This is a genomic window from Rhodococcus sp. Q1 (genome assembly GCF_004153645.1).
Classification (GTDB): domain Bacteria; phylum Actinomycetota; class Actinomycetes; order Mycobacteriales; family Mycobacteriaceae; genus Rhodococcus; species Rhodococcus gordoniae.
Window position 1 is genome coordinate 489,368 of sequence record NZ_SDMJ01000003.1, and the last position, 26,521, is coordinate 515,888.

25 protein-coding genes, 1 tRNA gene and 1 riboswitch are annotated in these 26,521 nt (G+C 68.4%); of the genes, 9 read left to right on the top strand and 17 right to left on the bottom strand.

Going from position 1 to position 26,521, the window contains the following annotated elements; translation table 11 throughout:
* Positions 1-14: 14 nt before the first annotated feature.
* From EQ874_RS10810 to EQ874_RS10830, 5 genes are all read right to left on the bottom strand, one after another.
* Positions 15-1,640 carry an iron ABC transporter permease gene (locus tag EQ874_RS10810; RefSeq protein WP_129976923.1) on the bottom strand — a complete coding sequence of 542 codons (1,626 nt, stop codon included), beginning with the start codon at positions 1,638-1,640 and terminating at the stop codon, positions 15-17.
* Positions 1,641-1,665: 25 nt separating this feature from the next.
* Positions 1,666-2,697, bottom strand: coding sequence for an ABC transporter substrate-binding protein (locus tag EQ874_RS10815; protein ID WP_129976732.1), 1,032 nt, complete (start codon positions 2,695-2,697; stop codon positions 1,666-1,668).
* 40 nt (positions 2,698-2,737) lie between these two features.
* Entirely contained in the window at positions 2,738-4,231 is a 1,494-nt protein-coding gene (locus tag EQ874_RS10820; protein ID WP_129976733.1) for a tyrosine-protein phosphatase, read from the bottom strand.
* Positions 4,232-4,346: 115 nt separating this feature from the next.
* Positions 4,347-5,201 carry a MurR/RpiR family transcriptional regulator gene (locus EQ874_RS10825; protein ID WP_064064878.1) on the bottom strand — a complete coding sequence of 285 codons (855 nt, stop codon included), beginning with the start codon at positions 5,199-5,201 and terminating at the stop codon, positions 4,347-4,349.
* A gap of 170 nt (positions 5,202-5,371) precedes the next feature.
* Positions 5,372-6,181, bottom strand: coding sequence for a hypothetical protein (locus tag EQ874_RS10830; RefSeq protein WP_064064877.1), 810 nt, complete (start codon positions 6,179-6,181; stop codon positions 5,372-5,374).
* Positions 6,182-6,261: 80 nt separating this feature from the next.
* Between EQ874_RS10830 and EQ874_RS10835 the strand changes: the two genes are divergently transcribed.
* From EQ874_RS10835 to EQ874_RS10845, 3 genes are all read left to right on the top strand, one after another.
* Complete coding sequence (locus EQ874_RS10835) at positions 6,262-7,095, top strand: DUF3097 domain-containing protein (protein WP_129976734.1); 834 nt, start codon at positions 6,262-6,264, stop codon at positions 7,093-7,095.
* Between the two features lie 192 nt (positions 7,096-7,287).
* The gene (locus tag EQ874_RS10840) at positions 7,288-7,728 is read left to right on the top strand and encodes an NfeD family protein (RefSeq protein WP_129976735.1); all 441 of its coding nucleotides are present in this window, start codon (positions 7,288-7,290) and stop codon (positions 7,726-7,728) included.
* A 2-nt stretch (positions 7,729-7,730) separates the two neighbouring features.
* On the top strand, positions 7,731-8,972 hold the full coding sequence (locus tag EQ874_RS10845) for an SPFH domain-containing protein (protein WP_064064874.1): 1,242 nt from the start codon (positions 7,731-7,733) through the stop codon (positions 8,970-8,972).
* 51 nt (positions 8,973-9,023) lie between these two features.
* Here EQ874_RS10845 and EQ874_RS10850 read toward each other — a convergent pair whose 3' ends face one another.
* Complete coding sequence (locus EQ874_RS10850) at positions 9,024-10,034, bottom strand: DMT family transporter (protein WP_129976736.1); 1,011 nt, start codon at positions 10,032-10,034, stop codon at positions 9,024-9,026.
* Positions 10,035-10,177: 143 nt separating this feature from the next.
* Positions 10,178-10,267: riboswitch (glycine riboswitch) on the bottom strand.
* Between the two features lie 111 nt (positions 10,268-10,378).
* Here EQ874_RS10850 and EQ874_RS10855 point away from each other — a divergent pair.
* Positions 10,379-11,704, top strand: coding sequence for a DUF2254 domain-containing protein (locus tag EQ874_RS10855; protein ID WP_242496710.1), 1,326 nt, complete (start codon positions 10,379-10,381; stop codon positions 11,702-11,704).
* A gap of 76 nt (positions 11,705-11,780) precedes the next feature.
* Positions 11,781-11,990, top strand: coding sequence for a DUF2945 domain-containing protein (locus EQ874_RS10860; RefSeq protein WP_064064872.1), 210 nt, complete (start codon positions 11,781-11,783; stop codon positions 11,988-11,990).
* A 16-nt stretch (positions 11,991-12,006) separates the two neighbouring features.
* Here the strand turns inward: EQ874_RS10860 and EQ874_RS10865 are convergent, their stop codons facing one another.
* The 3 genes from EQ874_RS10865 to EQ874_RS10875 are packed head-to-tail and all read right to left on the bottom strand — an operon-like array spanning position 12,007 to position 13,812.
* Positions 12,007-12,522 (bottom strand): hypothetical protein, encoded by a 516-nt coding sequence (locus EQ874_RS10865; protein WP_129976737.1) that lies wholly within the window; start codon positions 12,520-12,522, stop codon positions 12,007-12,009.
* Positions 12,519-13,100 (bottom strand): helix-turn-helix domain-containing protein, encoded by a 582-nt coding sequence (locus tag EQ874_RS10870; RefSeq protein WP_064064870.1) that lies wholly within the window; start codon positions 13,098-13,100, stop codon positions 12,519-12,521. The genes EQ874_RS10865 and EQ874_RS10870 overlap by 4 nt, the downstream gene beginning before the upstream one ends.
* A gap of 31 nt (positions 13,101-13,131) precedes the next feature.
* Positions 13,132-13,812, bottom strand: coding sequence for a TVP38/TMEM64 family protein (locus tag EQ874_RS10875; RefSeq protein ID WP_129976925.1), 681 nt, complete (start codon positions 13,810-13,812; stop codon positions 13,132-13,134).
* Between the two features lie 275 nt (positions 13,813-14,087).
* Here EQ874_RS10875 and EQ874_RS10880 point away from each other — a divergent pair, with 275 nt between their 5' ends.
* From EQ874_RS10880 to meaB, 3 genes are read left to right on the top strand one after another with little or no spacing between them, the layout of a single operon-like run.
* Positions 14,088-15,953 carry a methylmalonyl-CoA mutase family protein gene (locus tag EQ874_RS10880; RefSeq protein ID WP_129976738.1) on the top strand — a complete coding sequence of 622 codons (1,866 nt, stop codon included), beginning with the start codon at positions 14,088-14,090 and terminating at the stop codon, positions 15,951-15,953.
* Complete coding sequence (scpA, locus tag EQ874_RS10885) at positions 15,954-18,200, top strand: methylmalonyl-CoA mutase (RefSeq protein ID WP_129976739.1); 2,247 nt, start codon at positions 15,954-15,956, stop codon at positions 18,198-18,200.
* Between the two features lie 7 nt (positions 18,201-18,207).
* Complete coding sequence (meaB, locus tag EQ874_RS10890) at positions 18,208-19,257, top strand: methylmalonyl Co-A mutase-associated GTPase MeaB (protein WP_016934943.1); 1,050 nt, start codon at positions 18,208-18,210, stop codon at positions 19,255-19,257.
* A 149-nt stretch (positions 19,258-19,406) separates the two neighbouring features.
* Here meaB and EQ874_RS10900 read toward each other — a convergent pair whose 3' ends face one another.
* From EQ874_RS10900 to EQ874_RS10930, 7 genes are all read right to left on the bottom strand, one after another.
* Positions 19,407-20,036: a hypothetical protein gene (locus tag EQ874_RS10900; RefSeq protein WP_129976740.1), complete on the bottom strand. Its 630-nt coding sequence runs from the start codon at positions 20,034-20,036 to the stop codon at positions 19,407-19,409.
* A gap of 69 nt (positions 20,037-20,105) precedes the next feature.
* Complete coding sequence (locus EQ874_RS10905) at positions 20,106-20,684, bottom strand: hypothetical protein (RefSeq protein ID WP_129976741.1); 579 nt, start codon at positions 20,682-20,684, stop codon at positions 20,106-20,108.
* 19 nt (positions 20,685-20,703) lie between these two features.
* Positions 20,704-21,741 (bottom strand): sulfite exporter TauE/SafE family protein, encoded by a 1,038-nt coding sequence (locus tag EQ874_RS10910; RefSeq protein ID WP_129976742.1) that lies wholly within the window; start codon positions 21,739-21,741, stop codon positions 20,704-20,706.
* Positions 21,742-22,032: 291 nt separating this feature from the next.
* Positions 22,033-23,268, bottom strand: coding sequence for a saccharopine dehydrogenase NADP-binding domain-containing protein (locus tag EQ874_RS10915; RefSeq protein WP_129976743.1), 1,236 nt, complete (start codon positions 23,266-23,268; stop codon positions 22,033-22,035).
* A gap of 13 nt (positions 23,269-23,281) precedes the next feature.
* The gene (locus EQ874_RS10920) at positions 23,282-23,662 is read right to left on the bottom strand and encodes a DUF2784 domain-containing protein (RefSeq protein WP_129976744.1); all 381 of its coding nucleotides are present in this window, start codon (positions 23,660-23,662) and stop codon (positions 23,282-23,284) included.
* Positions 23,663-23,728: 66 nt separating this feature from the next.
* Positions 23,729-24,097: a universal stress protein gene (locus tag EQ874_RS10925; RefSeq protein WP_064064861.1), complete on the bottom strand. Its 369-nt coding sequence runs from the start codon at positions 24,095-24,097 to the stop codon at positions 23,729-23,731.
* 124 nt (positions 24,098-24,221) lie between these two features.
* Complete coding sequence (locus EQ874_RS10930; protein WP_129976745.1) at positions 24,222-25,691, bottom strand: SDR family NAD(P)-dependent oxidoreductase; 1,470 nt, start codon at positions 25,689-25,691, stop codon at positions 24,222-24,224.
* A gap of 87 nt (positions 25,692-25,778) precedes the next feature.
* Between EQ874_RS10930 and EQ874_RS10935 the strand changes: the two genes are divergently transcribed.
* The gene (locus tag EQ874_RS10935) at positions 25,779-26,012 is read left to right on the top strand and encodes a PLDc N-terminal domain-containing protein (RefSeq protein WP_064064859.1); all 234 of its coding nucleotides are present in this window, start codon (positions 25,779-25,781) and stop codon (positions 26,010-26,012) included.
* Between the two features lie 65 nt (positions 26,013-26,077).
* Here EQ874_RS10935 and EQ874_RS10940 read toward each other — a convergent pair.
* Positions 26,078-26,163: transfer RNA gene (locus tag EQ874_RS10940), tRNA-Leu, on the bottom strand.
* Positions 26,164-26,521 lie beyond the last annotated feature (358 nt).

Genomic DNA, 26,521 nt, shown 5'->3' on the forward strand with positions numbered 1-26,521 from the left:
GATCTGTGAGTAGTTCAGCGAGCCGCACGGGAAGCCGTGACCGCACCGAGGCCGGCGATTCCCACGAGCGCGACGAGCAGGGACAACGCCGATGCGGCGTTGTAGTCGCCGGCCTGCTGCAGATTGAAGATCGACACACCCAGCGTCTGGGTGCCCGGCGCGACGAGCAGCACCGACATCGTCAGTTCACGTACCGCGGTCACGGCGACCAGCACGCCTCCGGTCACGGCGGCCGGTACGGTCATCGCCCACGGCACGTCCCGCAGCGCTCGAAGCCGCGACGCGCCGGATGTGCGGGCCACCTCTTCCAGGGACTCGGACGTGGTCGACAGCGGGGCGCGTACGGCCTGGACGACGACTGCGAGGAAAGCCGTCACATAGGCGCAGAGGATCACCCACCGCGTGTCGAACAATCCGGTGTACCGGCCCAGAATGAGCCATCCGACCGCGATGACGAGGCCGGGCACCGCCTGCGGGAGCATCACCGTCAGGTCGAGCCCCGCATTGTCGCGGGATCGGGTGCGCGTGGTGAGCACGCCGATCGCCAGGCCGGCCACCGCGCACACGACGCCTGCACCGACGGCCAGAATCAGCGAATTCTTCACTCCGACCGAGGTTCCCGGCGCGGTCACGGCCGCAACCATGCTGTCCAGGGTCAAGTTGTCCCAGGTCAGCGGAACGCCCGGCGCCGGTAGCAGCGCCTGCGTCGCGAGAGCCAGGACCGGCAGGACGGTCAGGCCGAGGCCGACGACCCACGCGGCGACACCGGCCGGGACGCGCGCACGCCCGAGCCGGATCTGTCGTCGTGCGGTGACGGCTCCGTCGAGTTGCCGGTGCCGGCGGGACAATCCGCGGTCCGTCACCACGGCGAGCACTGCGAGCGCCAGCAGGGCGACGCCGATGGTGGACACCACCTCGAGGGGACGATCGACCGTCCCCGACTGGATGTACCGGTAGACCATCGTCGACAGGGTCGTGTATCGCTCGGGCAGCCCGACGAGGGCCGGAATGCCGAAGTCGGCGAGGTTGCCCACCGCAGTGAGGGTGAACGCGGCGAGAAGTGCCGGTCGCAGCAGGGGGATCGTCACGGTGCGCATCGCCTGCCAGGGCGAGGCTCCGCCGATGCGCGCCACCTGCTCGAGGTCTCCGGGGATCCTGCGTAGCGCGGTCGAAATGATGAGATATGCCATCGGATAGGAGTGCACCGTCAGGAGGAACACCACCCCGTCGCCCCCGTAGATGTTCCAGAGCGGGCCTCCGACGTGGTCGGTCCAGAAGCGGTTGACCATTCCGCTGGGGCCGAGCAGCCCCGTCCAGGCGATGGCACCGACGAACGGCGGAATCAACAGGGGCGACAGCAGGATCAGGCGGAGGGAGCCTCGGCCGGGTAGATCGGTACGGTCGAGGAACAACGCCATCGCGGTGGCCAGGACGACGGCGAACAACGCCGAGCATCCCGCCGAGACGACGCTGTTGATCGCGGCCCCGGCGATATCGTCGTCGAGGAGTTGCCCGATGTGCCGCCCGTTCGCGCCGAGCGCCACCACGGTCGCGAGTGGGGCGATGATCGCGGCGGCGACGAACACCCACACCGCGACCCGCACACCGAGGACGGGATCGGCCCGCCGCCCGGAGGGCATGCGGGCGGCGGGCCGAGTGCGGAGGTCAGCCGACGAGGTCATCGAACTTCCGGACAGCCTCGTCCTGGGTGTCCGTGATCGTCTGGAGGTCCGGTGTCAGCAGCGTGAGTTCGGACAGGGCGGGAGCACCGGCAGGTGTGCCCACGTCGTCCCGCACCGGAAGATACTGCTGTGAGACCGCGATTTCCTGCCCCTTCCTGCTCACGAGGAAATCGACGAACTTCTGGGCGGCTTCGGTCCGGTCGGAGTCGGTGAAGATGCCGGCGGGCTGGGTGATGTACGGGACACCGTCGGTGGGATAGGACACCGCGATCGGAGATCCCTTCGCGGCGAGTTCGCGGACGAGATAGTCGACGACGATGCCGACCGGTTGCGTCCCGGCCGCGACCGCCTGGCCGACCGGGCCGTTGCTCTCGGCGACGACGGGCTCGTTCGCGGCAAGACCGGCGAGCCACTGCTCGCCGAGCTCGGAGGTGTCGAGCCAGACGGCGGTGTTGAACGCCGCAGCACCCGAGACGTTCGGGTTCGGCAGGGTGATGCGTCCGAGATAGCCCGGATCGGTGAGCTCCTTCCACGAGGTCGGGGGCGTCTCGATGGCCGTCGTGTTGTAGGCGATGACGGTCGGGATGATCCGTGTGCCGACGTAATAGCCCTCCGGGTCGACGACATCGGGATTCAGCGCGTTCGACTCGGTGGGTGTGTACTGCTGCAGGAGCCCTTCGGATTTGTAGCCTTCGAAGGTCGGGGCGTCGGCGGCGAGCAGCACGTCCGCGCCGATCTCACCGGTGGTGCGTTCGGCCTCGATCCGAGCCGTCAGGTCACCGGTGCCGGCCCGGAAGATCTCGACACCGATACCTGTCTCATCGGTGAATGCTGCGGCGATCTCGTCGATCTTGGCCTGTGGTTCGGAGGTGTAGACCGTGATGGTCTGCGCGTCGCCGGTGGACGAACCGGTCTGCTCCGAATCGGAGGCGGCCGGCTCCGAGCAGGCCGCGAGGGCGAATGCGGCGACCGTGCCGAGCGCGGCAACCGACACGAGACGGGGAAGGGATGTCACTTGTGCTCCTGTGATGGGACGACGGGGAGGGAGATGAGGATCAGGAGGCGACGGTGAGCGTAGGGCTCGACCGGAACAGCACCTCAGGGGTGCGCAGTGCCACGGGTAGGGCACGGACACCGGAACGGGAACACTGCACGAGCGAGTAGGCAGGGTCGTCGAAGGCGACGAGGGAGTCCCCCGGCGTTCCGATGTCCTGCAGGTAGGCCAGAGAGCCGCCGACCCAGACGGGGACCCCCGCGAACACACCGGCCATCGGGTGATGGAAATGGCCGGCGAGGATCGCGGTGACATCGGAACCACGCAGTACCGCGGCGAATTCGTCGGCGCGGGCGAGTTCACGGCCCGTCAACGTGGCGGCAGGCGACGGAACCGGCGGATGATGCATCACGACCACCGTCCCGTACGGAGCCGGAGTCGCGAGTTCGTGCGACAACCGCTCGAGCTCGTCCGATGAGAGCGACCCCGGACTCGTGTCGACACCGAGCACCCGGAACCCTCGAAGGTGTTCCTCAGGATTCGTGCCGAACACCGACGCGAAGGCGACCGGGTCGTCGTGGTTGCCCGGCACCGTGAGCACCGGGCACTGCAGACGCGTGCGGATCTCGTCGAAGACCGCAGCGAGTCGCGGATAGGTGGAGACCGCCCGCCGATGTGCGAGATCACCTGTGACGACCACGATGTCCGGCCGTAGACGCGACGTCGAGGCTCCCTCGATCACCGCACGGAGACGTCCCACGCCGTCGACACCGAAGAAGAATTCTTCGGTACCGCGCCCTGAGGGGTCCTCGGTACCGCGTGCATGGACGTCGCTCAGGTGCAACACCGTCAGTTCCGGTTCGCCGAGCAGGCGGGTTCGCAGAGCAGCGAGATCGTCCGCGGTGAAGCCGTGGGCATCGAGATATCCCGTCACCGACCCGTGTCGCCGACGAATGTGGTCGAGTGCCGACTGCAGGGCCGGGGCCGGGGAATCCAGGTGCAGTTCCACGGATTCCGCGTACTGTGCCGGGTCGAGCGTCAGATCGGAGAGCAGAATCCGCACCGCATTCTCGCGGTACGGTCGCAGCCGAGGCCCCGAGCACGAGTAGTCGTCGAGGATCGCCGAGTCGGGTACTCCGACCGCGGCCGCCGCCACTGCGACGACGAGTCCGGTGCGGTCCTTGCCTGCGGTGCAGTGCACGAGCGCCGGGGCGGGAGAGTACGCGAGGGTCCGGACGGCGTCGGTGAGAGCGGTGCCGCGCTCGTCGAGCAGGGTGCGGTAGATCGCGGTGATCTCACCGCTTCGGGGTGGGCCGGTCGCCGGATCGTAGAGCGGATGGTGCAGGACGTTCCACGATGCGGTGGCCGTGCTCCCCGGTCGCTCGCGGTTGTCCCGCAGATCGATGACCGTTCGGATCCCGATCTGCTCGAGCACCTTCCGCCCTTCGTCCGTCAGGTGGTCGAGCGTGGCGGAACGGAACAGTCGGCTGGGGGCCAGGTACGGCCCCGACACCGAGCGCACATTGAACACACCGTCGACCTCGATGGACTCCACGATTTGCCTCTCTCACCGTTCCACTGCCTCCGGAACACCGTTCCGGCAAGGCATATCGTGGGCGGTTGGATCGAACGTTCGGCCCCTTCGTCCGGAACGGGCGTTGTCGAACGGGTTAACAATCGGGAAGTGTGTCGGTCAGCGCTGCCGCCACCACGTCGTGGGCGCCGGTGTGAACCTCCGGATGCTCCGGGTGGGCGAGCACGGCTCGTTGCAGCGCGTACAGGATCGTGCTCTGCGACACGCGTGCCGAGAACGAGTCCGCTTCGTTCTCGTGGGCACCTGCACCGGCGATCAGCACATGATCCGAGATGCGTGTCAGTGGTGTGCCGGGGTAGCTCGTCACCGACACGATCGTGGCACCGCGCTCGTGTGCGGCGGTACATGCCCGGAGAGTGTGTGTGTTCGCGCCCGAATAGCTGACCGCGAGACACAGGTCGTCGGCGGTCAGGAGCCGGGCCGAGAACTGCTGACCGAGAATGTCGACCGGAGCCTCGACACTGCGACCGGCCGTGGTGAGGCGCAGGGCCGCGTCCTGGATCGGCGGCGACGAGAAACCGTTTCCTACCAACAGGATTCGACGGGCTCTCACGACGAGGTCGACGACCTGTGCAAAACCGGCCTCGTCGACGGTTGCGCGGGTCGCGGTGAGTGCTTCCGTCGCGGCTGAGAACGCCGAATCCAGAGGAGTAGCAGGAGGGTGCTCGGGATCCGGTGCCGCCCGGGCCAGTTCGAGACGAAGATGGTGGAAACCGCGGAAACCGAGACTCTGGCAGGCGCGTACGACGGTCGCCGGGGAGGTGCCCGATGCTGCCGCCAGCTCGGCGGTGGACAACTCCACCACCGCGGCGGGCTCGGTCAACACGGTGCGCACGACGCGCTGTTCGCCGGGTCCGAGCGTTGCGAGTCCGGAGCGCAGACGGGCGAGGGTGGCGCTCGAACGCCAGGATCGGTCGGAAGGATGCGACATATCGAGAACTGTCCTGTTCGTCCCCACGCCGGCGGACTCCGGCGAGCTCAGGATCGTCAGGTTAACGACGCTCCGGGCCGATCGGGCTGCGGGTGCTCACCGTTCATCCCGGCGTCACCGACGGGGGAGGGCGCCGTTCACCGATCGGTCACCGCGCGGCCCGGGAACGGTCAACGATGATGCTCGGCCCGCAGAGCAGCCGCGACCGCGCCGACACGGGCCTCGCGCACCGCGGCCCACAGCGGCTGCAGCGCGCCTTCGCGACCGGCGGTGCCCGAGACCGAACCGGCACGCAGACCCCCACCGCGGCCCGCCACGGTGAGGATCGCCGCCACCTGGTCGGCGGTGTCGAGGATGCGCACGGCACGTGCGGGCAGTGAGGGGGGATACCGGTGCCGGGCGAGTTCGGCGACCTCCTCGGCGATCTCCGCTCGCGGGTCGGTACGGCGACCGTCGGTGCCGACCGTCGGGATACCGCTCAGCGCGGAGGCGGCATCGCGTACCGCCTCCCTCATCGCGTACTCGGCCGCACCCAGACCACCGTCGAGTGCGATCTCGAGGACGGCGGGCAGGGTGAAGACATTCCACCGCAGGACGTCCGGACCCTCGATCACGGGCACCAGACCCAGTCCCGGGGTACCGGGCGCTCCCACGACGACGCCTTCGCCTGCCGCGAGTGCCGCCGATGCGAACGCGGTGCCGGCGGGCAGGGCGTGTACGGCGCCCGGGGCGGGAAGGACGAGACGCAGTCCCGCGCCGGCAGCGGTGTCGACGCGGCGGATCAGGGTGAGGAGCAGGGCGGCACCGTCGGCGACCCCCCGGTCGGGGAGGCCGGCTGCGGAGGCCGCCGCCGCATCGTGGGCACCCACGAGATGCATCGGCGCCCATTCGTGCAATGCGTCGATCACGTCGTCGGGGGAGGTGTGACCGGACAGCCACGACCCCGCCCACACGGTCAGCGTCAGGCTCGGAGAACTCACCCCGAAAGCATACGGCGGCCCGGGCGGTGGTCGGCGTGGCGGCGCGAGCCACCCCGCGCGATGTCCTAGGGTCGACCGGCGTGAGCCCACGCGACATATACGGCGGCGACATCTACGCCGGTCACGCCCGCACGAAGAAGAAGGCCGTTCCCGAACTCGCAGCGGATCGCGGTGTCGTCGTCGAGGACGCCGCATCCGGTTGGTGCGGTGCGATCGTAGGCATCGAGAAGACCTACGACGGCAATTTCGTGCGACTCGAGGACGCGCAGGGACGTACCCGGCTGTTCGCGATGCGGCCCGCGGCGTTCCTCGTCGACGGAACGCCCGTCACCCTCGTCCGGCCGAAGGCCCGTCCCGCGGCGCGGTCGACCCGGTCGGCCTCGGGATCGACCCGTGTCGACGGTGCGCGGGCACGCGTGGCGCGGGGCAGCCGGATCTGGGTGGAGGGCGTGCACGACGCCGCCCTCGTCGAACGGGTGTGGGGACACGATCTGCGGGTCGAGGGAGTGGTCGTCGAGCAGCTCGAGGGCCTCGACAATCTCGGTGCCCGCCTCGCCGAGTTCGAGCCCGGACCGGGCCGGCGTGTCGGTGTCCTCGCCGACCACCTGGTCACCGGGTCCAAGGAGGAGCGCCTCACCGCGAACCTCGGTCCGCACGTCATGGTCACCGGCCATCCCTACATCGACGTGTGGCAGGCGGTGCAGCCGAAGGCCGTGGGCATCGACGCCTGGCCCACCATCCCGCGCGGCGAGGATTGGAAGACCGGGGTGTGCCGTGAACTCGGCTGGGGCACACCGCAGGAGGGGTGGAAACGAGTGTACGGCGCCGTGAACTCGTTCCGGGACCTCGAATCACATCTCATCGGCGCGGTGGAGCGTCTCGTGGACTTCGTCACCGAACCCGACGAGGGCTGAGGACCGGCGCACCTCGGACCGGTACACGAGCGGTTACGTGATGACTCGGTGATGTAATCCGGACAGGACGGAAGTCGAAGAAATAAAGAATTCCACCCCCGGAATCGCTCGTGCGTCACGGAGCATGGAGGAACGACGCGTGCGGCAGCTGTTCCACCAGGGCATCTGCCGGGATGTCCGATTTGTGGTTCGATGGTGACCGTGGCCGCATTGATTTGGTTGATCGCCGGAGCGGCGTTGGCGGCCGGCGAAGCGCTCACGGGCGATTTCGCGCTGCTGATGCTCGGCGCCGCTGCGCTCGTCACCGGAGGTGTCTCCGCGGCGACTGATCTTCCGGTCTGGATCGACGCGATGATCTTCGCGGTGACATCGGTGGTGCTGCTGCTCGGCGTCCGGCCGATGCTGAGGCGGAGGTACTCCCTGCCGCCCGCTCTGCCGACCGGTATCGACGCTCTCCCCGGAAAGCATGCCCTCGTCCTGGAGCAGGTAGGGGAGCATTCCGGGCGCGTGAAGATCGACGGCGACGTGTGGACCGCCCGACCACTGGATGCCACCGAGGTGTACGAGCCGGGTACGACAGTGACAGTGATGCAGATAAACGGCGCGACAGCCGTCGTATGGAGGGGTGTCTGAGGATGGAAGCATTGATCGTGCTCGCCGTGGTGGTGGCACTGGTCGTGGTGGTCGTGGCGAAATCGGTATCGCTGGTACCTCAAGCGGAGGCCGCGGTCATCGAGCGTCTCGGCCGGTACTACAGGACGGCATCGGGTCAGCTCACCTTCCTGGTGCCCTTCGTCGATCGCATCCGGGCGAAGGTCGATCTGCGCGAACGTGTCGTCTCGTTCCCGCCGCAGCCGGTCATCACCCAGGACAACCTCACGCTGAGCATCGATACGGTCGTGTACTTCCAGGTCACGAACCCGCAGGCCGCCGTCTACGAGATCAGCAACTACATCGCCGCCGTCGAGCAGCTCACCGTCACCACCTTGCGCAACGTCGTCGGCGGAATGACCCTCGAAGAGACCCTCACCTCCCGCGATTCGATCAACGGCCAGCTGCGGGGTGTGCTCGACGAGGCCACCGGACGGTGGGGACTGAGGGTGGCCCGAGTCGAACTCAAGAGCATCGATCCGCCGCCGTCGATCCAGGAATCGATGGAGAAGCAGATGAAGGCCGATCGTGAGAAGCGTGCCATGATCCTCACGGCCGAGGGCAACCGCGAATCGGCGATCAAGACCGCCGAGGGCGACAAACAATCGCGCATCCTCTCCGCCGAAGGCGCCAAACAGGCCGCGATCCTCGAAGCCGAGGCCGACCGGCAATCGCGGATTCTGCGCGCCCAGGGTGATCGCGCGGCCCGCTATCTCGAGGCCCAGGGCGAGGCGAAGTCCATCGAGAAGGTGTTCGCAGCGATCAAGGCCGGCAAGCCCACTCCGGAACTGCTCGCCTACCAGTACCTGCAGACGCTGCCGCAGATGGCGCAGGGCGACGCCAACAAGATGTGGGTGGTGCCGAGCGACTTCGGTAAGGCGCTCGAAGGGTTCGCGCGAACCCTCGGCGCGCCCGGTGAGGACGGTGTCTTCCGGTTCGAGCCGAGTCCCGTCGAAGAGGCGCTGCAGCGGCCCGAGGACGACAGTGCCGAGGTCGAGGACTGGTTCGCGACCAAGCGCGACCCGGAGGTGGCCCAGGCTGTCGCCGAAGCCGAGGCGGTCGCGCGCAAGCCGGTCGATCCTGCGGTCCGGACAGGTCTCGCAACAGAGGATGCGCAGGGCGCAGGCGGAGGCCGATCGGCTCTGCCCACCCCGCCACCGGCGCAACGCTGGATGGCGAACGACGCGGCCGAAGAGGCGGCCGAACCGCCGCGACAACAGCAGTAGCCCAACGGATCCGAGTGGGAGGGTGCGCCGAGTGGCGCACCCTCCCACTCGTTATCGGCGTCCGAGCATCGGTAGCGCCATGGCCACCAGGATCAGCCCGGCGCCTCCCGCGGCGAGCACCGTCACGGACTCTCCGAACGCCGCCATGCCGATCATCAGTGCGACCACGACTTCGAGGTAGGACAGTCCGGACAGCTCCGCAGCACGAAGATGCTTCCCCGCGACCACGAGCAGGCCGAGGGCGAACAGACCGCAGACGACGAAGAACCCGGCGGCCCAGAGCCACTGCGTCACGGTCATCCCCGACATGTCGGGTCGGGTCACCACGACCATCGCGCCCGTTGCGACGGCACCGAATACGAAGTTCCACAGGGACCGGACGTCGGACGGCATGTCGGTGCGACAGCGGTAGCACAGCAGAGCCGCACCGTAGAAGAGACCCGAGGCCACGCCCAGCACCGTGCCCAGCGTCTCGTGCTCGCCCCCGGAAGGATCACCGCCCACCAGACCGGCGGCAAGGAGCATCCCGGCGAACGCGGTCCCGATCGACAGCGCGTCGAGGCGACCGATCCCTTCCTTCAGGAACACCCGCGCGAGGATTGTCGCGACGACGGGACCGAGATAGTGGAGCACCACGGCCCGGGACAGGTCGGTCAACACCGTGGCGGACAGATAGGTCGCGAGGGACAGTCCGAGGAAGACGCCTCCTCCCACGACCGGCCAGGACAAACGGGTTCGGCGCACCTGCCCGAGTCGTCGGGACAACGCGATCAGGACGAGCATGCCGATCGCCCCCACCGCCATCCGTCCGAGGGTGAGTGCCTCGCCGAGAACCGCGCCGTCGGGTGTGGCCTTGCGGCCGAACAGGCCGGCGGCACCCATCGCCGTCGCGGACAACACGATCGCGGCGATTCCGAGCCGCCGGTTCGCACGCGGCGGCGACGTCGGAGTGGGGGAGGGAGGGAGAACAGGGCCACTCGGCTCGGACAGCGAATCGACAGCGCGCGGCGGCGCGGACAGCGAAGTACCGGCGCGCGGCGGCGCGCCCAGGGAAACGGTCACACGTCTTCCTCGGGTCCAGGGTGCTCGAAGAGAGCACCAGCGGGTGATGTCGTTCCCCGCTCTGTCATCGGACCTGAGAGCTTTCGCGGACGTGATCCGCTTACACCTTCGGTGAACCCGGAAGAGTTGCTTTCCAGAGGAGCCTCGCCGTGGCGGTCTGGGGGCCTGAGAGATTCCCGGGGAGGTTGCTCCTTCGGCGCCCGCTGTGTGCGGGACTCTCCCGCCGCGGTTCGGTGGCTGTTCAGTTGTCCGTCGAGTATCTCATGGATCGGCAACGACCGATCCGCAGGGACGTTCGATGCGAGTACCCGCAGTACCGGCACTCGGTGGTTGGCTTGGTGGGCATGAGCACTCTGCCGAGATCGTGGATGCAGCTACGGATCGCTGCGGGGGTGTATCGATTTCGGGAGAGTCTGTTCGCTCTGCCCGCCCTCATCGTCGTCGCCGGAGCCGTGCTGGCGGAGGTGAGCGGCTACATCGATCGGAGCGTCGACCCCTTCCCCTGGGGCATGAAGATGAACAGCAATGCGGCGATCTGGCTGCTGAGCACCGTGGCGGGCGCCACGATCACCACCGCCGGTGTCGTCTTCTCGTTGACCGTCGTGAGCCTGCAGCTGGCCAGCAGTCAGTTCTCGCCGCGGGTGATGCGCTCCTTCATCCGGGACCGCGTCAGCCAGACGGTCATCGGAATGCTGGTCGCGACGTTCGTCTACTGCGTACTGACGCTGCGCCACATCGGCGCGGACGAGGCGGCGCCGGCCCCGACACTGTCGACCACTCTCGCGGTGGCCCTCGCAGTGTCGACCGTGGTTCTCATCATCGCCTATCTGAATCGGCTGGCTCACGGTCTGCAGGTCGGTGAGGTCGTGCGCAGCATCGCGTCGGAAGCCGAGAATGTCATCTCGCACACGGGTCGCAGCGCGAACCGTGAGCTCCACGCGGAGCGGGTGCCGGAATCGGATTTCTCGGAAGGCGCGACGGTGTACGCCCCGCGTGAGGGCTGGGTGACCCAGGCGCCGGCCGAGCTCGTTCTCGCCGTGGTCCCACCGAGGGCCGTTGTACGAATGGAGACACGACCCGGCGCGTACATCCACCGAGGGGAACCTCTTCTCCGGATCCATCCGACGCCGGAGCGGGCTGTGACGCTACGGCGACTCGAGGCGGCCGTGGAGATTTCGAATGTACGTACCATGCAGCAGGACGTGGACTTCGCGCTGCGGCAACTCGTCGACATCGCGCTGCGCGCGCTGAGCCAGGCGATCAACGATCCGACGACCGCGACCGAAGTGGTGCTGCGGCTCGGAAGTCTCCTGCGCACATTACTGGTCACCGACAATCCGGCGCCGGCGATCGCGGGTGCGGAGGGTCGGATTCTGTTACGTCCGTGGATCCTGTCTCCCGAGGAGTACATCGAGCATGCCTTCGAGCAGATCCGACAAGCCGGTTCGGCGCAGTTGCACGTCGCCACAGCGCTCGCCCGGGTGCTGCGCATGCTCGTCGACTCCGTCTCGGAGCAGGGACGCACCGAGTACGTGCCGGCATTGCAACACCAGTTGCGCATGCTCGTCGACGCGGTCGTCGCCCGGCCGGAATTCCATCCGGACGACCTGGAACGGTTCCGCGCCGTCGCAGAGGGAGCGACGGATCCCGCAGAACACCGTCCGGTCTGACCGGACTGCCGTGTAGGACCGGTGGGCGGCGGCTATCCATCGGTCACAGGAACCGGCCGATCGGGAGGACGAAGACATGACGACCCACTTCTCCGTCGGTGACCACGTCCGATGGAATTCGGAAGCCGGATATGTCGAAGGTGTGATCATCGACAAGCACACGAAAGACGTGGAATTCAAAGGACGCATGCGGCGGTGCAGTGAAGACGAGCCGCAGTACGAGATCCGGAGCGACAAGACGGATCACGTCGCGATGCACAAGGGAAGTGCGCTGCAGAAGATCTGACGCGAAGAGTCGACGGTCAGGTGATCAGTGCCTGACCGACGCCGCACACCGCGACCGCCCACAGCACCGACGTGGACGTGCCGATGATGAACTGTTCCGAAGCGTTCGGCTCGCGCAGTTCGGGATAGCGGGCGAGGCCTTTGACGGCCATGACGACGGCGATCCCCTCCGGCCACCCGGCGAGGATCGAGGCGGTGACGGCCCCACGTTCGAGAACTCCGATGACGCGGCCGCCGCGCAGCGGACCCGGGGGAGGAGTGGGAGCGGGACCGGCGTCGGGTTGCCGGCGAGCGATCCGGAACGCGACGAGGACGGCGGGCCCACCTCCGGTGATCGCAGCCGTCGCCGTGAGAACGAGTGTTGCCGCGAGTGCGACGCCCTGAACCGGTGTGGTCGCGGTGGCGGCGAGTGCGGAACCGGCGAGACCCGCAATGCTCAGCGACGCGGTCGGCCACACCGGCAGGCTCGGCCGCAGGGCGAGCGCGGGTGCGAGGGCGGCGACGGCCAGGCACATCAGTGAGAGGACGGTCAACGGTCGGCCCTTTCCAGGAGTCGGCGCACGAGTTCGCGCCCGGCCAGTTCGGCCTGCCATCCGGCGGTGGCGAGGCGCTGGGATACCGCTTGCTTGCTGATGCCGAGGTGTTCGGCTATCCGTGCCTGCGACAGGCCCTCTCGGGCCAGGACGATCGCCTGATGCCCCTGTTCGGACCGGCGCAGGACGACGGTGGCGAGCAGGGTGAGCGCGGCATCGACATCTGCGGTGGCCGCGGTGTCGTCGCCCTCGGCCGCGACCTGCCCAGGGGCGTTCTTGGCCCGTTCGACCGCGGTGCGGGCGTGTTCGAACGCGCGCCCGCGACCCGCTCGGGTCTGTTCGGGCAGGGGGGTCTCCACCGCGCCGATCCCCACCCCGATGCTCCAGTGTTCCCGGCGGAGCAGCTCGAGGACGAGATCGACGACGAGGGCGGGATCATCGGCGACGGCCTGGACCTCGTCGCCTGCGGTGCGATCGAACCGGCGGACCAACGGCAGGTCGTCGAGGGCCATGAGCAGGTCCTCGACCCGATCCACGTCTCGCCGGCTTCCGCGCTGATCGACGGTGAGCACGAACATTGGTCAATCGTGGAGCCTTGACCTCTGAAAATCAAGCCTCCATGCTTGACCTCGTGGTGGGTGCTGCCGTACCGGCGGCATCGAGCGCGGAGCCCGCCGGTACGGGTAGGCGCGCTTCGAGGAGCAATCCCGCCACACCGAGCGCGATGCATACGCCCGTGATCACCATCAGCCGCGGATCGGTCTGCCCGGTGAGAGCGTCGCCGAGGAGCACGACCGCTACAGTGCCCGGCAGGATGCCCACGACCGTGGCGAGCGTGTAGGGCACGAGGCGGACCGCCGAGACGGCGCAACAACAGTTCACGACGAAGAACGGGGCGGCGGCGATCAGCCGTAGCGAGCCGACCGCAAGCCATCCGCGGCGTGCCAGCCGCAGGTCGATCGCTTTCGCCGCCGGGTGCGTGAGACGCGATTCCACGGCCTTCCGCCCGAGTGCCCGCACGAGCACGAACGCGAGGACGGCGCTGACCGTGGAGGCGGCGACCGTCACGCCGATGCCGACAGTGCTGCCGAACAGCACGCCGGCACTGAGGGTGAACACCGTGCGCGGCACCGGGGCGATCGTCACGAGCGCGTGGACAGCGAAGAACGTCAGGACCAGGGCGGGGCCGTGCACCGATTCGGACCACTGCCGGATCTGGGCGATCGACGGATGTGGCACCACGAGAGCTGCAACGACGAGTGCCGCCACCAGGCCCAGGATACCGAGCACTCTGCGGTCTGCGGCAAGCCTCGTCACGGACGCCCACACTACCGGGCGCCGCGTCCGCTTCCCCCGGAGCAGAGCCGGGAAGTGCGCACGATACCGTTTCATTCGAGGACGTCATTATCGAGCGCTAGGAAAACTGTGGTGATCCCCACAACGACCGCACGGTGTGTAGGGATAGCATCACACCGACGGCAACCTACCCTTTTCGAGGTTGCCCACCTCCGGCCGACAACGCCGTCCGTACAAAGCCTGCAAACCCGCAGTAGGAGGAATCGCCCGTGTCATTAGCTGCAGAAGCCGAGGATGCCGCGCGCGCATATGCGCAGTGGCAGGACGCGGTGGCGGGGGTGTTGGCCAAGTCCCGACGCGTCGACCCGGCCGAACTCGGCCCCGAGCCGCAGCGTCTGCTCGCGACCACGACCTACGACGACATCACCGTCGCGCCCCTGTACGGCGTCCGCGACGAACGCGACGAAGCACCCCTGCCCGGCGAGTTCCCGTTCGTCCGCGGCGGCTCGTCCACCCGCGACGTCAACAGCGGATGGCTTGTCGATGTCCGGTTCACCGGCGCCGATGCGGCCTCGGTCAACGAGCGCATTCTCGACGCCCTGAACAACGGGGTCAGCTCGGTGTGGCTCGGAGTCGGCGCCGGCGCCGTCCCCGTCGACGCACTCGACACCGCACTGAACGGTGTACTTCTCGATCTCGCGCCGCTCCGTCTCGATGCGGGAGCCGACGCGGTCGCGGCGAGCACGGCCGTCTACGGCGTGCTCGACAACCGCACCGACATCGAGGATCGCGCCGCCGTGCGCGTCTCCCTCGGTGCGGCGCCGCTCACCAGCGCGTTCTCCGAGCGTCCCGATGTCACCCTGGCCGAGGCCATCGAGCTGGCCCGGGCCGCCGCCGATCGTACCGAGTCGGTGCGCGCCCTCACCGTGGACGGCACGGCCTTCCACAACGCCGGTTCGTCCGACTCCGAGGAAATCGGTGCCGCGATCGCCGCCGGACTCGACTACGTGCGCGAGCTCGTCGGTGCCGGGATCCCGGTCGCCACCGCGCTCGGACAGCTCGAGTTCCGCCTCGCCGCGACCGACGACCAGTTCCAGACCATCGCCAAGTTCCGCGCGGGTCGTCAGGTGTGGGCGCGCGTCGCCCAGGTCGCCGGTGCCCCCGAGGCCGGCAACGCCCCGCAGCACGCCGTGACCTCCGCGGCGATGATGGCCCAGCGCGATCCGTGGGTGAACATGCTGCGCACCACCCTCGCCGCCTTCGGCGCGGGTGTCGGTGGCGCCGACGCCGTCACGGTCCTGCCGTTCGACTCCGCACTGCCGGCCGGTGTGCTCGAGGTGTCCGAGGCGTTCTCCGCCCGGATCGCCCGCAACACCCAGCTGCTGCTGCTCGAGGAATCCAACCTCGGTCGCGTTCTCGATCCCGCCGCCGGTTCCTGGTACGTCGAGGAACTGACCGCGCAGATCGCGGAGAAGGCATGGGGCTTCTTCCAGGAGATCGAGGCGGCCGGTGGATACCGCGCCGCTCTCGATGCTGGTCTGATCGCCGAGCGTATCGCGCAGACGCGTGCCCGCCGCGAGTCCGACATCGCGCACCGCACGTTCTCGGTGACCGGTGTCAACGAGTTCCCGAACCTGGCCGAGAAGCCGCTGCCGGTCGGTGTCGCCGAGGCCGGCGCGTCCGCTGCGCGTTACGCCGCGCCGTTCGAGGCGCTGCGCGACCGCTCCGACACCTACCTGGCTTCGCACGGGGTCCGGCCGCGGGTGCTGCTCGCCCCGCTCGGACCGATCGCCGAACACAACGTGCGGGCGACCTTCGCGGCGAACCTGCTCGCCGCCGGTGGCGTCGAAGCGGTCAATCCCGGTCCACTGGATCTCGATGCCGATCTGTCGTCGCTGGTGAGCGATGCCGGAACGTCCGTCGCCGTGCTGTGCGGCACCGACGCCCGCTACGGCGAGCAGGCCGGCACGGCCACCGCCGCGCTGCGTGCGGCGGGTATCACGACCGTGCTGTTGGCCGGACCGGAGAAGGCCGTGGGGGATGCACAGGGCGACGATCGTCCGGACGGCTTCCTCACCGCGCGCATCGACGCGGTCGCCGCCCTCACCGACCTGCTGAACACTCTGGGAGCGTAAGTGAGCATCGAACACGAAATCGGCAGCTTCGCCGACGTCCCGTTGACGGACCCGGTCGCGCCGGCACCCGCCGCTCCCACCGCGGAGCAGGCCGCCGCGCTCGTCGAGTCCGTCGCCGAGGCGAACAACTACAGCACCGAGGACGTCGTGTGGTCGACGCCCGAGGGCATCGACGTCAAGCCGGTCTACACCAAGGCCGACCGCGACGCAGTCGTCGCCGAGGGGTACCCGCTCGGCAGCTACCCGGGTCTGGCGCCGTTCGTGCGTGGGCCGTACCCGACGATGTATGTGAACCAGCCGTGGACCATCCGTCAGTACGCCGGCTTCTCCACCGCCGCCGAGTCCAACGCCTTCTACCGGCGCAACCTCGCCGCCGGTCAGAAGGGTCTGTCGGTGGCCTTCGACCTGGCCACGCACCGCGGCTACGACTCCGATCACCCGCGTGTGCAGGGTGACGTCGGTATGGCCGGTGTCGCGATCGACTCGATCCTCGACATGCGTCAGCTGTTCGACGGCATCGATCTGTCGCAGGTGTCGGTGTCGATGACCATGAACGGCGCGGTGCTGCCGATCCTGGCGCTGTACGTCGTGGCGGCCGAGGAACAGGGCGTCAAGCCCGAGCAGTTGGCCGGAACCATTCAGAACGACATTCTGAAGGAGTTCATGGTCCGCAACACGTACATCTATCCGCCGAAGCCGTCGATGCGGATCATCTCCGACATCTTCGCGTACACATCGACGAAGATGCCGCGCTTCAACTCGATCTCGATCTCCGGCTACCACATCCAGGAAGCCGGGGCGACGGCCGACCTCGAGCTCGCCTACACCCTCGCGGACGGCATGGAGTACATCCGCGCCGGACTCGACGCGGGTATGGATGTCGACAAGTTCGCGCCGCGCCTGTCGTTCTTCTGGGCGATCGGCATGAACTTCTTCATGGAGGTCGCGAAGCTGCGTGCGGGCCGGCTGCTGTGGAGCGAGCTCGTCGAGAAGTTCGGTGCGAAGAACCCGAAGTCGAAGTCGCTGCGTACCCACTCGCAGACCTCCGGCTGGTCGCTCACCGCGCAGGACGTCTTCAACAACGTCGCGCGCACGTGCGTCGAGGCGATGGCTGCGACCCAGGGCCACACCCAGTCGCTGCATACCAACGCCCTCGACGAGGCGCTGGCACTGCCCACCGACTTCTCGGCACGGATCGCCCGTAACACCCAGCTGCTGCTGCAGCAGGAGTCGGGCACCACGCGGCCGATCGATCCGTGGGGTGGCTCGCACTACGTCGAATGGCTCACCCACGAACTCGCCAACAAGGCGCGTGCTCATATCGCTGAGGTCGAGGCCGCCGGCGGTATGGCACAGGCGATTTCGGAGGGTATCCCGAAGCTGCGCATCGAGGAGGCGGCCGCCCGCACCCAGGCGCGCATCGACTCGGGTCGCCAGCCGGTGATCGGCGTCAACAAGTACCAGGTGACCGAAGATCACGAGATCGAGGTCCTCAAGGTCGAGAACTCGCGTGTACGGGCGGAGCAGCTCGCCAAGCTCGAGCAGCTGCGCGCCGATCGCGACGAGGACGCCACCCGCGCCGCACTCGAGGCGCTCACCCGCGCCGCCGGTGCGCACAGCCAGGGTCTCGAGAACAACCTGCTCGCGCTGGCCATCGACGCGGCGCGCGCGAAGGCCACGGTCGGTGAGATCTCCGATGCCCTGGAGAAGGTCTTCGGCCGCCACCAGGCCGAGATCCGTACGATCAGCGGCGTGTACCGCGACGAGGCCGGCAAGGCCACCAACATCACCGCCGCGACCGAGCTGGTCGAGAAGTTCGCCGAGGAGGAGGGCCGCCGCCCGCGCATCCTCGTCGCGAAGATGGGCCAGGACGGTCACGACCGCGGCCAGAAGGTGATCGCCACGGCCTTCGCCGACCTCGGATTCGACGTCGACGTGGGACCGCTGTTCCAGACCCCCGAAGAGGTCGCCCAGCAGGCGGCCGACAACGACGTGCACGTCATCGGCGTGTCGTCGTTGGCCGCGGGTCACCTCACGCTGGTCCCTGCTCTCAAGCAGGCACTGGCCGAGGTGGGCCGCGAGGACATCATGGTCGTCGTCGGTGGTGTCATCCCGCCGGGTGACTTCGACGAGCTCTACGCGGCGGGTGCGGCGGCGATCTTCCCGCCCGGCACGGTGATCGCCGATGCGGCGAGCGGTCTGCTGACCAAGCTCGCCGCGCAGCTCGGCCACCACCTCGGAGGCTGACGTCGGCATGAGCGACACCTCGGTCGGCGCCGCGCAGACCCGCCGACGTCAGGTCGACGTCGACGCCCTGGCCGGGGCCGTGCTCGCCAACGAGCGGGCCGGCCTCGCCCGGGCGATCACGTTGATCGAATCGAACCGCGACGACCATCGGGAGCAGGCGCAGCAGCTGCTGTTGCGCCTGCTCCCGCAGGCGGGCAACGCAATTCGTGTCGGGATCACGGGTGTGCCCGGGGTCGGCAAGTCGACCTTCATCGACGCGCTGGGCATGTATCTGCTCGAGCAGGGCCATCGCGTCGCGGTGCTGGCCGTCGACCCGTCGTCGACTCGCACGGGCGGATCGATTCTCGGCGACAAGACGCGAATGGCGCGTCTCGCGGTGCAGCGGGACGCCTACATCCGGCCGTCGCCGTCGGCCGGCACCCTCGGTGGGGTCGCGAAGGCCACCCGCGAGACGATGGTGCTGCTCGAGGCCGCCGGATTCGACGTGATCCTCGTCGAGACCGTCGGTGTCGGGCAATCCGAGGTCACCGTGGCGAACATGGTCGACACGTTCTGCTTCCTGACCTTGGCCCGTACCGGCGACCAGCTGCAGGGCATCAAGAAGGGCGTGCTCGAACTCGCCGATCTCGTCGCCGTCAACAAGGCCGACGGAGAGTTCGAACGCGACGCGCGGGTCGCCGCCCGCGAACTCGCCGGCGCGATGCGGATGGTGCATCCGCACGACGCGATCTGGAAGCCGCCGGTGATCACCATGAGCGGCATGACCGGCAACGGTCTGGACACCTTCTGGAACACGGTGCTCGACCACAAGAAGGTGCTCACCGAGGCGGGCATGTTCGACGAGAACCGTCGTCGGCAGCAGGTGGACTGGACGTGGACGATGGTGCACGACCAGCTGTTGCGTCGCCTCGAGACGTCGCCGCGCGTGCGGGCGATCCGCAAGGATGTCGAGTCCGGGGTGCGCGACGGATCGCTCACCGCCGCGCTCGCCGCCCGGCGGTTGCTCGATGCGTTCGACGGGGTGGACGACCCCGGAACTTCGGGCGAGGGCTCCTGACCGCATGAGCCGCCGCGTGATCGCGTCGCCGTCCTCGGTGCGTTCGCGATCGTCGCGGCGGCTCATCTCGTCTCCCGGCTCACGTACATCGCGGTCCAGGTCCTGATCGTGCGCGGTGTGCTCATTGCGCACGATCGGCGCGGACGGGCCTACAGGTCGAGCAGTTCCTTGGCGACGGTCACGGATGTCGGGGCGTCGAGCGATGGATGGTCGCCCCACTGACCGCCCGTGATCGACACCTCCACCTCGGGGAGCTGGATCTGCGTGACCGAGACGGCGGCGACGGAGACGGCCTGTCCCATGGTGTAGGCGATGCCCCCGGCGGCCTCGATGTCGGCGTCGGGAATCAGTTCGAGACCGCCGGTTTCGAGGTCGCTCGCCGACGGGACGGTGCCCGAGCCCGGAGCCAGGACGATCTCCACCGACCGGATCTCGTCGAGGCTCGTCGCGCTGTCCGGGGTCTCCCACGAGCAGTAGACGCTGTACTCGTCCACACCGCTCGACGAACGCAGGGTCAGACCTTCGATGTACGTGGCCACGGCGGGCGCGACATCGTCGCACGAACCGAAGCGGGCGAGGATGTCGCTGCGGAGTCCGGTCGGTTCGCCGACGGTGTCGGCGTCGAAGGGCGCGGTGTCGGTGGTTGCAGTATCCGAGGCTGTGGTGTCCGATGCGGTGTCGGACGAGGCGTCGTCTCCGGAGGAGCAGGCGCCGAGGAGCAGGGCGCCGGCGAGGGTCGCGGATGCGACCGCGTAACGGGTGGGATTCACACGGCGCATCGTAGCGTCCGTACGAGCTGTATGTGATCTTGGTTCCACAGGGGCGATCGACGGCCGCGACACCGGGTGCTACAGCCCGAGAAGCTGTTTGGCGACCGCCACGCCGCCCGCCGGATCGAGGACCGACGCGGCGTCGCGGCCGCCGACGGTGATCGACACCGACGCCTGCGGAAGTTCGACGCCGGTCGCGGTGAAGGCGGTGCCGGCCAGGTTGATCGGCATGCTGTGCGCGAATCCCCCGGCCGCCTCGATGGCAGTGTCGGGAAGCACCACGAGGCCGGTCTTCGCGGCGGTGGCGGGGGTGACGGTCTCGGGTTCGACGACGACCGCGACGGAACGGAGCCCGGAGGGCGGTTCACCGGCTTCGGCCTCCCATACACAGTTCACCCGTCGGGTGCTCACGATGCCGCCGGGGGCGGGGGTCAGCCCGTCGATGTAGCGCTCGAGGGGTGCGCCGATGGCCTCGCAACTCGGGTAGTTCTGTGTGATCTTCACCAGATACGGCGATTCGGCGGCGGCGGACGTCGGAGAACCGATATCGGCTGCATTGCGGATGTCGACCGTGGAATCCTCGGAGGAGCAGGCCGTCAGAGCCACACCGGCAGTGAAGAAGACGAAGGCACTCTTATGTATTCGCTTTTGTCGCACGCGGGCATGATAGCGGTTGTCATGCCTCGTCGGGAGACCATGGTGACGGGGTGGAATTCAAGCGAGTGTCGTTGTGCCCGGGTATGTTTCGAAGCTCCGGACGACCGCCCGCGAAGGGGGCCCGGTCGGTGTCTTCGAGCAAGGTCACCGGGGTCGGTTGCGTCAACGGTTCGAGCGATCCGCTCTTCTCCGCGGGAGTGAGGCGCGAACGCTTCCACGACACGATCAGCAGCGTGAGCCACGTGGCGACGATGAAGAGGTAGAGCGCGGCCAGTGCCGCGCCGGAGAGCCCGAACGTCCCGGCGAGCTTGTGCGCGTTGGTCAGCACGATGACCCCGCCGACGCCGGTACCGAGCAGAGTTGCGGGGACACGACTGACCAGCCAGGCCGCGATCGGCGCCGCGAGGGCACCGCCGAGAGCGAGGCCGGCGACGATCACGAGATTGCCGAGCGAGTCGTGGCCGAGCCCGAACAGGAAACCCAGGCTCGCCGCGACCGCGACGAGGAACTCCGACGCGCTCACCGATCCGATCACGGTGCGCGGTGCCGTCTTGCCGCGGGAGAGCAGGGTGCTGGTGGTGATCGGTCCCCATCCGCCACCGCCGCTCGCGTCGATGAACCCGCCGAAGAAACCCAGCGGCGACAAGAACTTCGCGGTGTGCGGAGAGGTACGGGCATGCGCGACCGCCGGGGGCCGCACCGAGAAGCGCAGCGCGACGTACACACCGATGGCCAGCAGAATGCCGGCGGTCACCGGTTCGGCGGCCTCGGTCGACAGTCCCGACAGGACCGTCGCGCCGAGGAAGGCCCCGATGGCTCCGGGAACGCCGAGCCGCAACACGACCTTCCAGTCGATGTTGCGGAAACGCCAGTGCGATGCGCCCGATACGAGCGTGGTGCCCACCTCGGCGAGGTGCACTGCGGCGCTCGCGTGTGCCGGACCGACACCGCTGAACAGCAGCAGGGTCGTCGCGGTGACGCCGAAGGCCATGCCGAGAGCGCCGTCGACGAGCTGTGCGCCCACACCGACGAGCGTGAAAATGAGCAAATTGAACATATGTCTGCTCCGAAAGCTGGAAGAACCCGAGAAGATGGACGAGCGGCAGAGCGCTCAGCGACACTCCGGGGTGCAACACAGACAATCGAAGCAGGCGCCGCGGCGGGTGGGCCAGAACGACATGAGCGCGAGACGAGCGGCCGGAGCCACCTCGGTACTCGTCGCTTCCATGTTCTCGTCCTCAGGTCTCGTTGCGCGCGGATCGTTCGGTGCGGTCGAGCATAGCCCGTACTCGCGACGGAATCGCACTCGGCGGGCCCGGCGCGTCCGGTCCGGGCCCGCGGCGCGATGTCAGCCGAGGCGACGGGCGGTGATCTCGAAGCCGGCCGCGCGAAGGCGTTCGGTCAGTACGTCACCGAACGCCACCGCAGGAGTCAGGACGCCGCCTCCGGCGTGCAGTGCCTCACCGCCGAGCGCGAGCGACAGAGCGGACTCGGCGAGCATCACGGCCGTGGCCTTGTAACCCGGGTCGCCCTGCGCTGCGAAGCGGGCGGTGTATCGGGCGCCCGACTCGGTCGAGGCATACAGATCGACGGTGAAGTAGCCGTTCTCCCGTGTCTTCTCCGACGGCCCCTCCCCGGGGGCGGGCAGGATCTTGTCGAGGACGAACCGCGTGGGTGCGAACGACAGGCCGGCGGCGAGAGCGCCTGTACCGAGTCCGACGAGCCCGGCGAGGACGGGGGACAGCGGCGAGGAGCCGACGCTCATGGTCTCCCGGTACCGGAACCGGCGTCCGTAGGCCCAGTCGCGCAGCGCGTTGCTGCGGCGCACGATTCGGGTGTTGTAGGAGGCCATGAAGAACGGGGCCAGCCGGCCCGAGACGCCGGGGGCGACGGATCTGCCGTCGACGAATGCAAAATCGTTCTGGCGACCGAGATCGGGCTCCTTCGACAGGTCGGGGGACAGAGAATACGGTCGCGCGGCGATCTTCCGGGCGGTGGAATCCTTGCGGACCGCATCGAGCTGCCTGCGGAGCGAATCGATGGTTCCACCGCTCACCCCGCCGCGCAAGGAGCCGAGCACGAAGGTGGTGTCGGTGAGGGGCAGGTTGCCGTCGGCCTCCGCGGCGCGGTAGAGAGCATGGACGCCGAGATCGGACGGCACGGAGTCGAAACCGCACGAGTGGACGATGCGGGCACCGGTGCGCCGGGCCACGTCGTCGAACCGGTCGATGCTCTCGCGGTGGAAGAGGACCTCGCCGGTGAGGTCGACATAGTCGGTGCCCGCCTCGGCGCACGCCTGCACGAGCGGCAGTCCGTACGCGGCATAGGGGCCGACGGTGGTGATCACCACGCGCGTGGATTCGGCGAGCGCCGTCAGTGAGGCAGGGTCGTCGGCGTTCGCCTCGATCAGGCGCCAGTCTGTTCCGAGGTCGGCGGCGAGCTTCTCGAGTTTGGTGCGTGAGCGCCCTGCGAGTCCGACGGCGACGCCGGTGGGGAGATTCTCGGCGAGATAGGCGGCGGTGAGGCGCCCGACGAAGCCGGTGGCGCCGTAGACGACGATGTCGAGATCCCGGGAGACAGTCATGCCCCCACCCTACTCAGGAGTAAGTCACGGGGGCGACCTTCGTCACACGAATCCGGTGCCACAGCACCACCCACGACACCACCACAGCGGCCGCGGCGAGGGCACGGACGGCCCCGAGTGCGGATTCCGGGTAGATCACGCCGGTCAGGTAGTGATCGATGAATCCGCTCGGCGGCAGACCCTCCCGGCCGGCGTTGCGGCGCGCCCAGTTCTCCATTGCCGTCAACGGACAGTCGAACCCTACGGCCACCGAGGCGGCTCCCCATGCCACGGCGACGACATGCGCGACGATGGTGCGGCGCCACCGCCACGCGAGGAAACCACCGAACACGACGTAGAGCACGAACATCAGATGCACGAAGGCCGTGAGGTCGGCGACCACCCGGAACGCCATGTGTCCAGAGTAGAACGCTCGGCCGTGGAACGGACAGAGCCCGCAGTGCGGTGAGTCGGATGGGCGTCAGCCCGCCTTGATGACGAGCACCGGCACCGACGACTCGGTGATCAGACGCTGCACCGCCCGCTCGACGAGGAACTTGCCGGTCGCGGTGCGCCCGCGGCTGCCGATGACCACCCGCTCCGCGCCGCTGCGCGCGAGCAACTCGACGGTCGTGCCGACGGGATCACCGTCGTGGACGGCCGAGAGCAGTTCCCAGCCGTCGGCTCCCGCCACCTCGCTCACCTGTGCCCGCACGTCCTCCACCTCGTCGGGTTCGTCGAGCGGATGGAGCACCACCAGCGACTGCTGCCGGTCGGCGGCCTCCCGCACCGCGGCCTCGAGAGCGATCCGGCCTTCGGGGGTATCGGCGTGAACGACGGCGACAGTCATGACTCTCCTCGTGCGGGCACCGGGCGACGTCCTCCATTATCGCCGCGACGCGGCATCCGGGCGACGAGGGTCGGTGTGGAACCGGTCTCCACCGCCCCGGTCGTGTCGCGCCGATCTCCCCGGATCACCAGGGCGCCGGGCGGAAGTCCTTGAGGAAACATCCGTACAGATCCGTACCGGCCTCGCCCTGCACGATCGGGTCGTACACGCGCGCCGCGCCGTCCACGAGGTCGAGCGGGGCGTGGAAGCCCTCCTCGGCGAGGCGCATCTTGGTGTGGTGCGGCCGCTCGTCGGTGATCCACCCGGTGTCGACGGCGGTCATGAGGATGCCGTCGGTGAGCATCTCCTCGGCGCTGGTACGGGTGAGCATGTTCAGCGCCGCCTTGGCCATGTTGGTGTGCGGATGCCCGGCGCCCTTGTAACGGCGACCGCCGAACTGCCCTTCCATCGCGGAGACGTTCACGATGTACTTACGGCGGGCCGACGACGCGGCAAGCGCAGGACGCAAACGGTTGACCAGGATGAACGGCGCCACCGAGTTGCACAGCTGGACCTCGAGCAGTTCGAGCGGCTCGACCTCGCCGACGGTCTGCACCCAGCTGTTGGTGTGCACGAGATCCGGCAGCAACCCGCCGGCGTCGACGGCGACTCCGGCCGCGACTCGCTCGGGTGTCGCCGAACCGGCCACCAACGCCAGCGAGGTCAGCGAGTGCGCCGACAGGTCGACGGGCAGCGATCCGGCCAGTGCGGCCGGGTGGGCATCCGACGGCTTGCCGAAGGTCAGGACCTCGGGGCGTGGGCCGGCGGGCAACGGATCGGCCTCCGCCTGGGCCAGTGCCGAATAGGCGCCGGGGGAGCGGCGCACCGTCTGCGCCGCGTTGTTGATGAGGATGTCCAGCGGGCCCTGCGCGGCGAGGTCGTCGGCGAGGGCGACCACCTGGGCGGGATCACGCAGGTCGATGCCGACGATGCGTAGCCGGTGCAGCCAGTCGCCGCTGCCCTCCATCGCGCTGAAGCGGCGGATGGCGTCGTTGGGGAACCTCGTGGTGACGGTGGTGTGTGCGCCGTCGCGGAGCAACCGCAGCGCGATGTACATGCCGATCTTGGCCCGTCCGCCGGTGAGCAGGGCGCGCCGGCCCCGCAGATCGGTGCGGGCGTCCCGCTTCGCGTGGTTCTCCTCCGCGCAGGTCGGGCACAGTTGGTGGTAGAAGGAGTCCACCCGGGTGTACTTGTCCTTGCAGACGTAGCAGGGCCGCGGTCGCAGCAGCGTGCCCGCGCTCGTGCCGCGGCTCGCCGAGGCCAGCGGCAGGCCGGCGGTCTCGTCGTCGATGCGGGTGGGAGAGGCCGTGGCGGTTGCGGACAGCACCTGACGGTCGGCGTCGGCGCGCTGTTTACGGACCTCGTTGCGGCGCCGCCGCTTGAACTTCTTGAACATGTGTCCCACGGCCCGCTGCACGGTGATCGCATCGGGATGCTCGGCGGCAAGAGCGGCCGCTTGATCGAGCACCCGCAGGCAGGTGGCCAGGTCGTCGGGGTCGATGCGGGCGAAGCCGTCTGTCTCTGGTTCGGCCGTGGTGTCGCTGTGGAGGTTCATCTGCCTTTTTCCGTGTGCTGCTGTGGGCCCGATCGTATCGGGCAGGATGATCGTGTCCGCATTCCCTACGGAGGTACCGGAGGAAAGATGAGTCCGAACTCGCTCCTGTCCAAGAAGAAGTTCGCGGAACTCGGCCGCTTCCAGCAGGTGCTCGTGCTCCTGCTCGCGGCGGTGCAGTTGTCGCTCGCCGTGGCGGCCTGGGCCGATCTGGCGACTCGGCCGGCCGAGAAGGTCAACGGCAGCAAGCTGCGTTGGGCGCTGACGATCGCGGTGAACTTCTTCGGACCGATCCGCTACTTCCGCAAAGGCCGCCGGGACTGAGCGGTCTGCCCGGACGAGCCGAAGGCCCCGAACCGATTTCGGTTCGGGGCCTTCGGGTTTCGGAGTGTCCGAGGGGGGACTTGAACCCCCACGTCCGTTAATAGGACACTAGCACCTCAAGCTAGCGCGTCTGCCATTCCGCCACTCGGACCGACGCCCACGCGGGGCATGTCGGTAGAACCCGCTCCCGCGGGCGCTGAGGAAACAGTAGCGCATGGGGCGTCCGATCCCCAAAACGGCACTTCAGACGCTCTCGCGGTACTCGACGGGCCGGGCCTCACAGGTATCCGCTCGCTTGTTCGTCATCCGCCCCGGCAATTGCTGCGGCGGATAACGAAAGTGGTAGCGGTTGCCGCCGGTTCGATCGTGTCTCCGACAACGACGAAGGCCCCGAACATGATGTTCGGGGCCTTCGTCGTCTGTCTCGACTCAGAGTGTCCGAGGGGGGACTTGAACCCCCACGTCCGTTAATAGGACACTAGCACCTCAAGCTAGCGCGTCTGCCATTC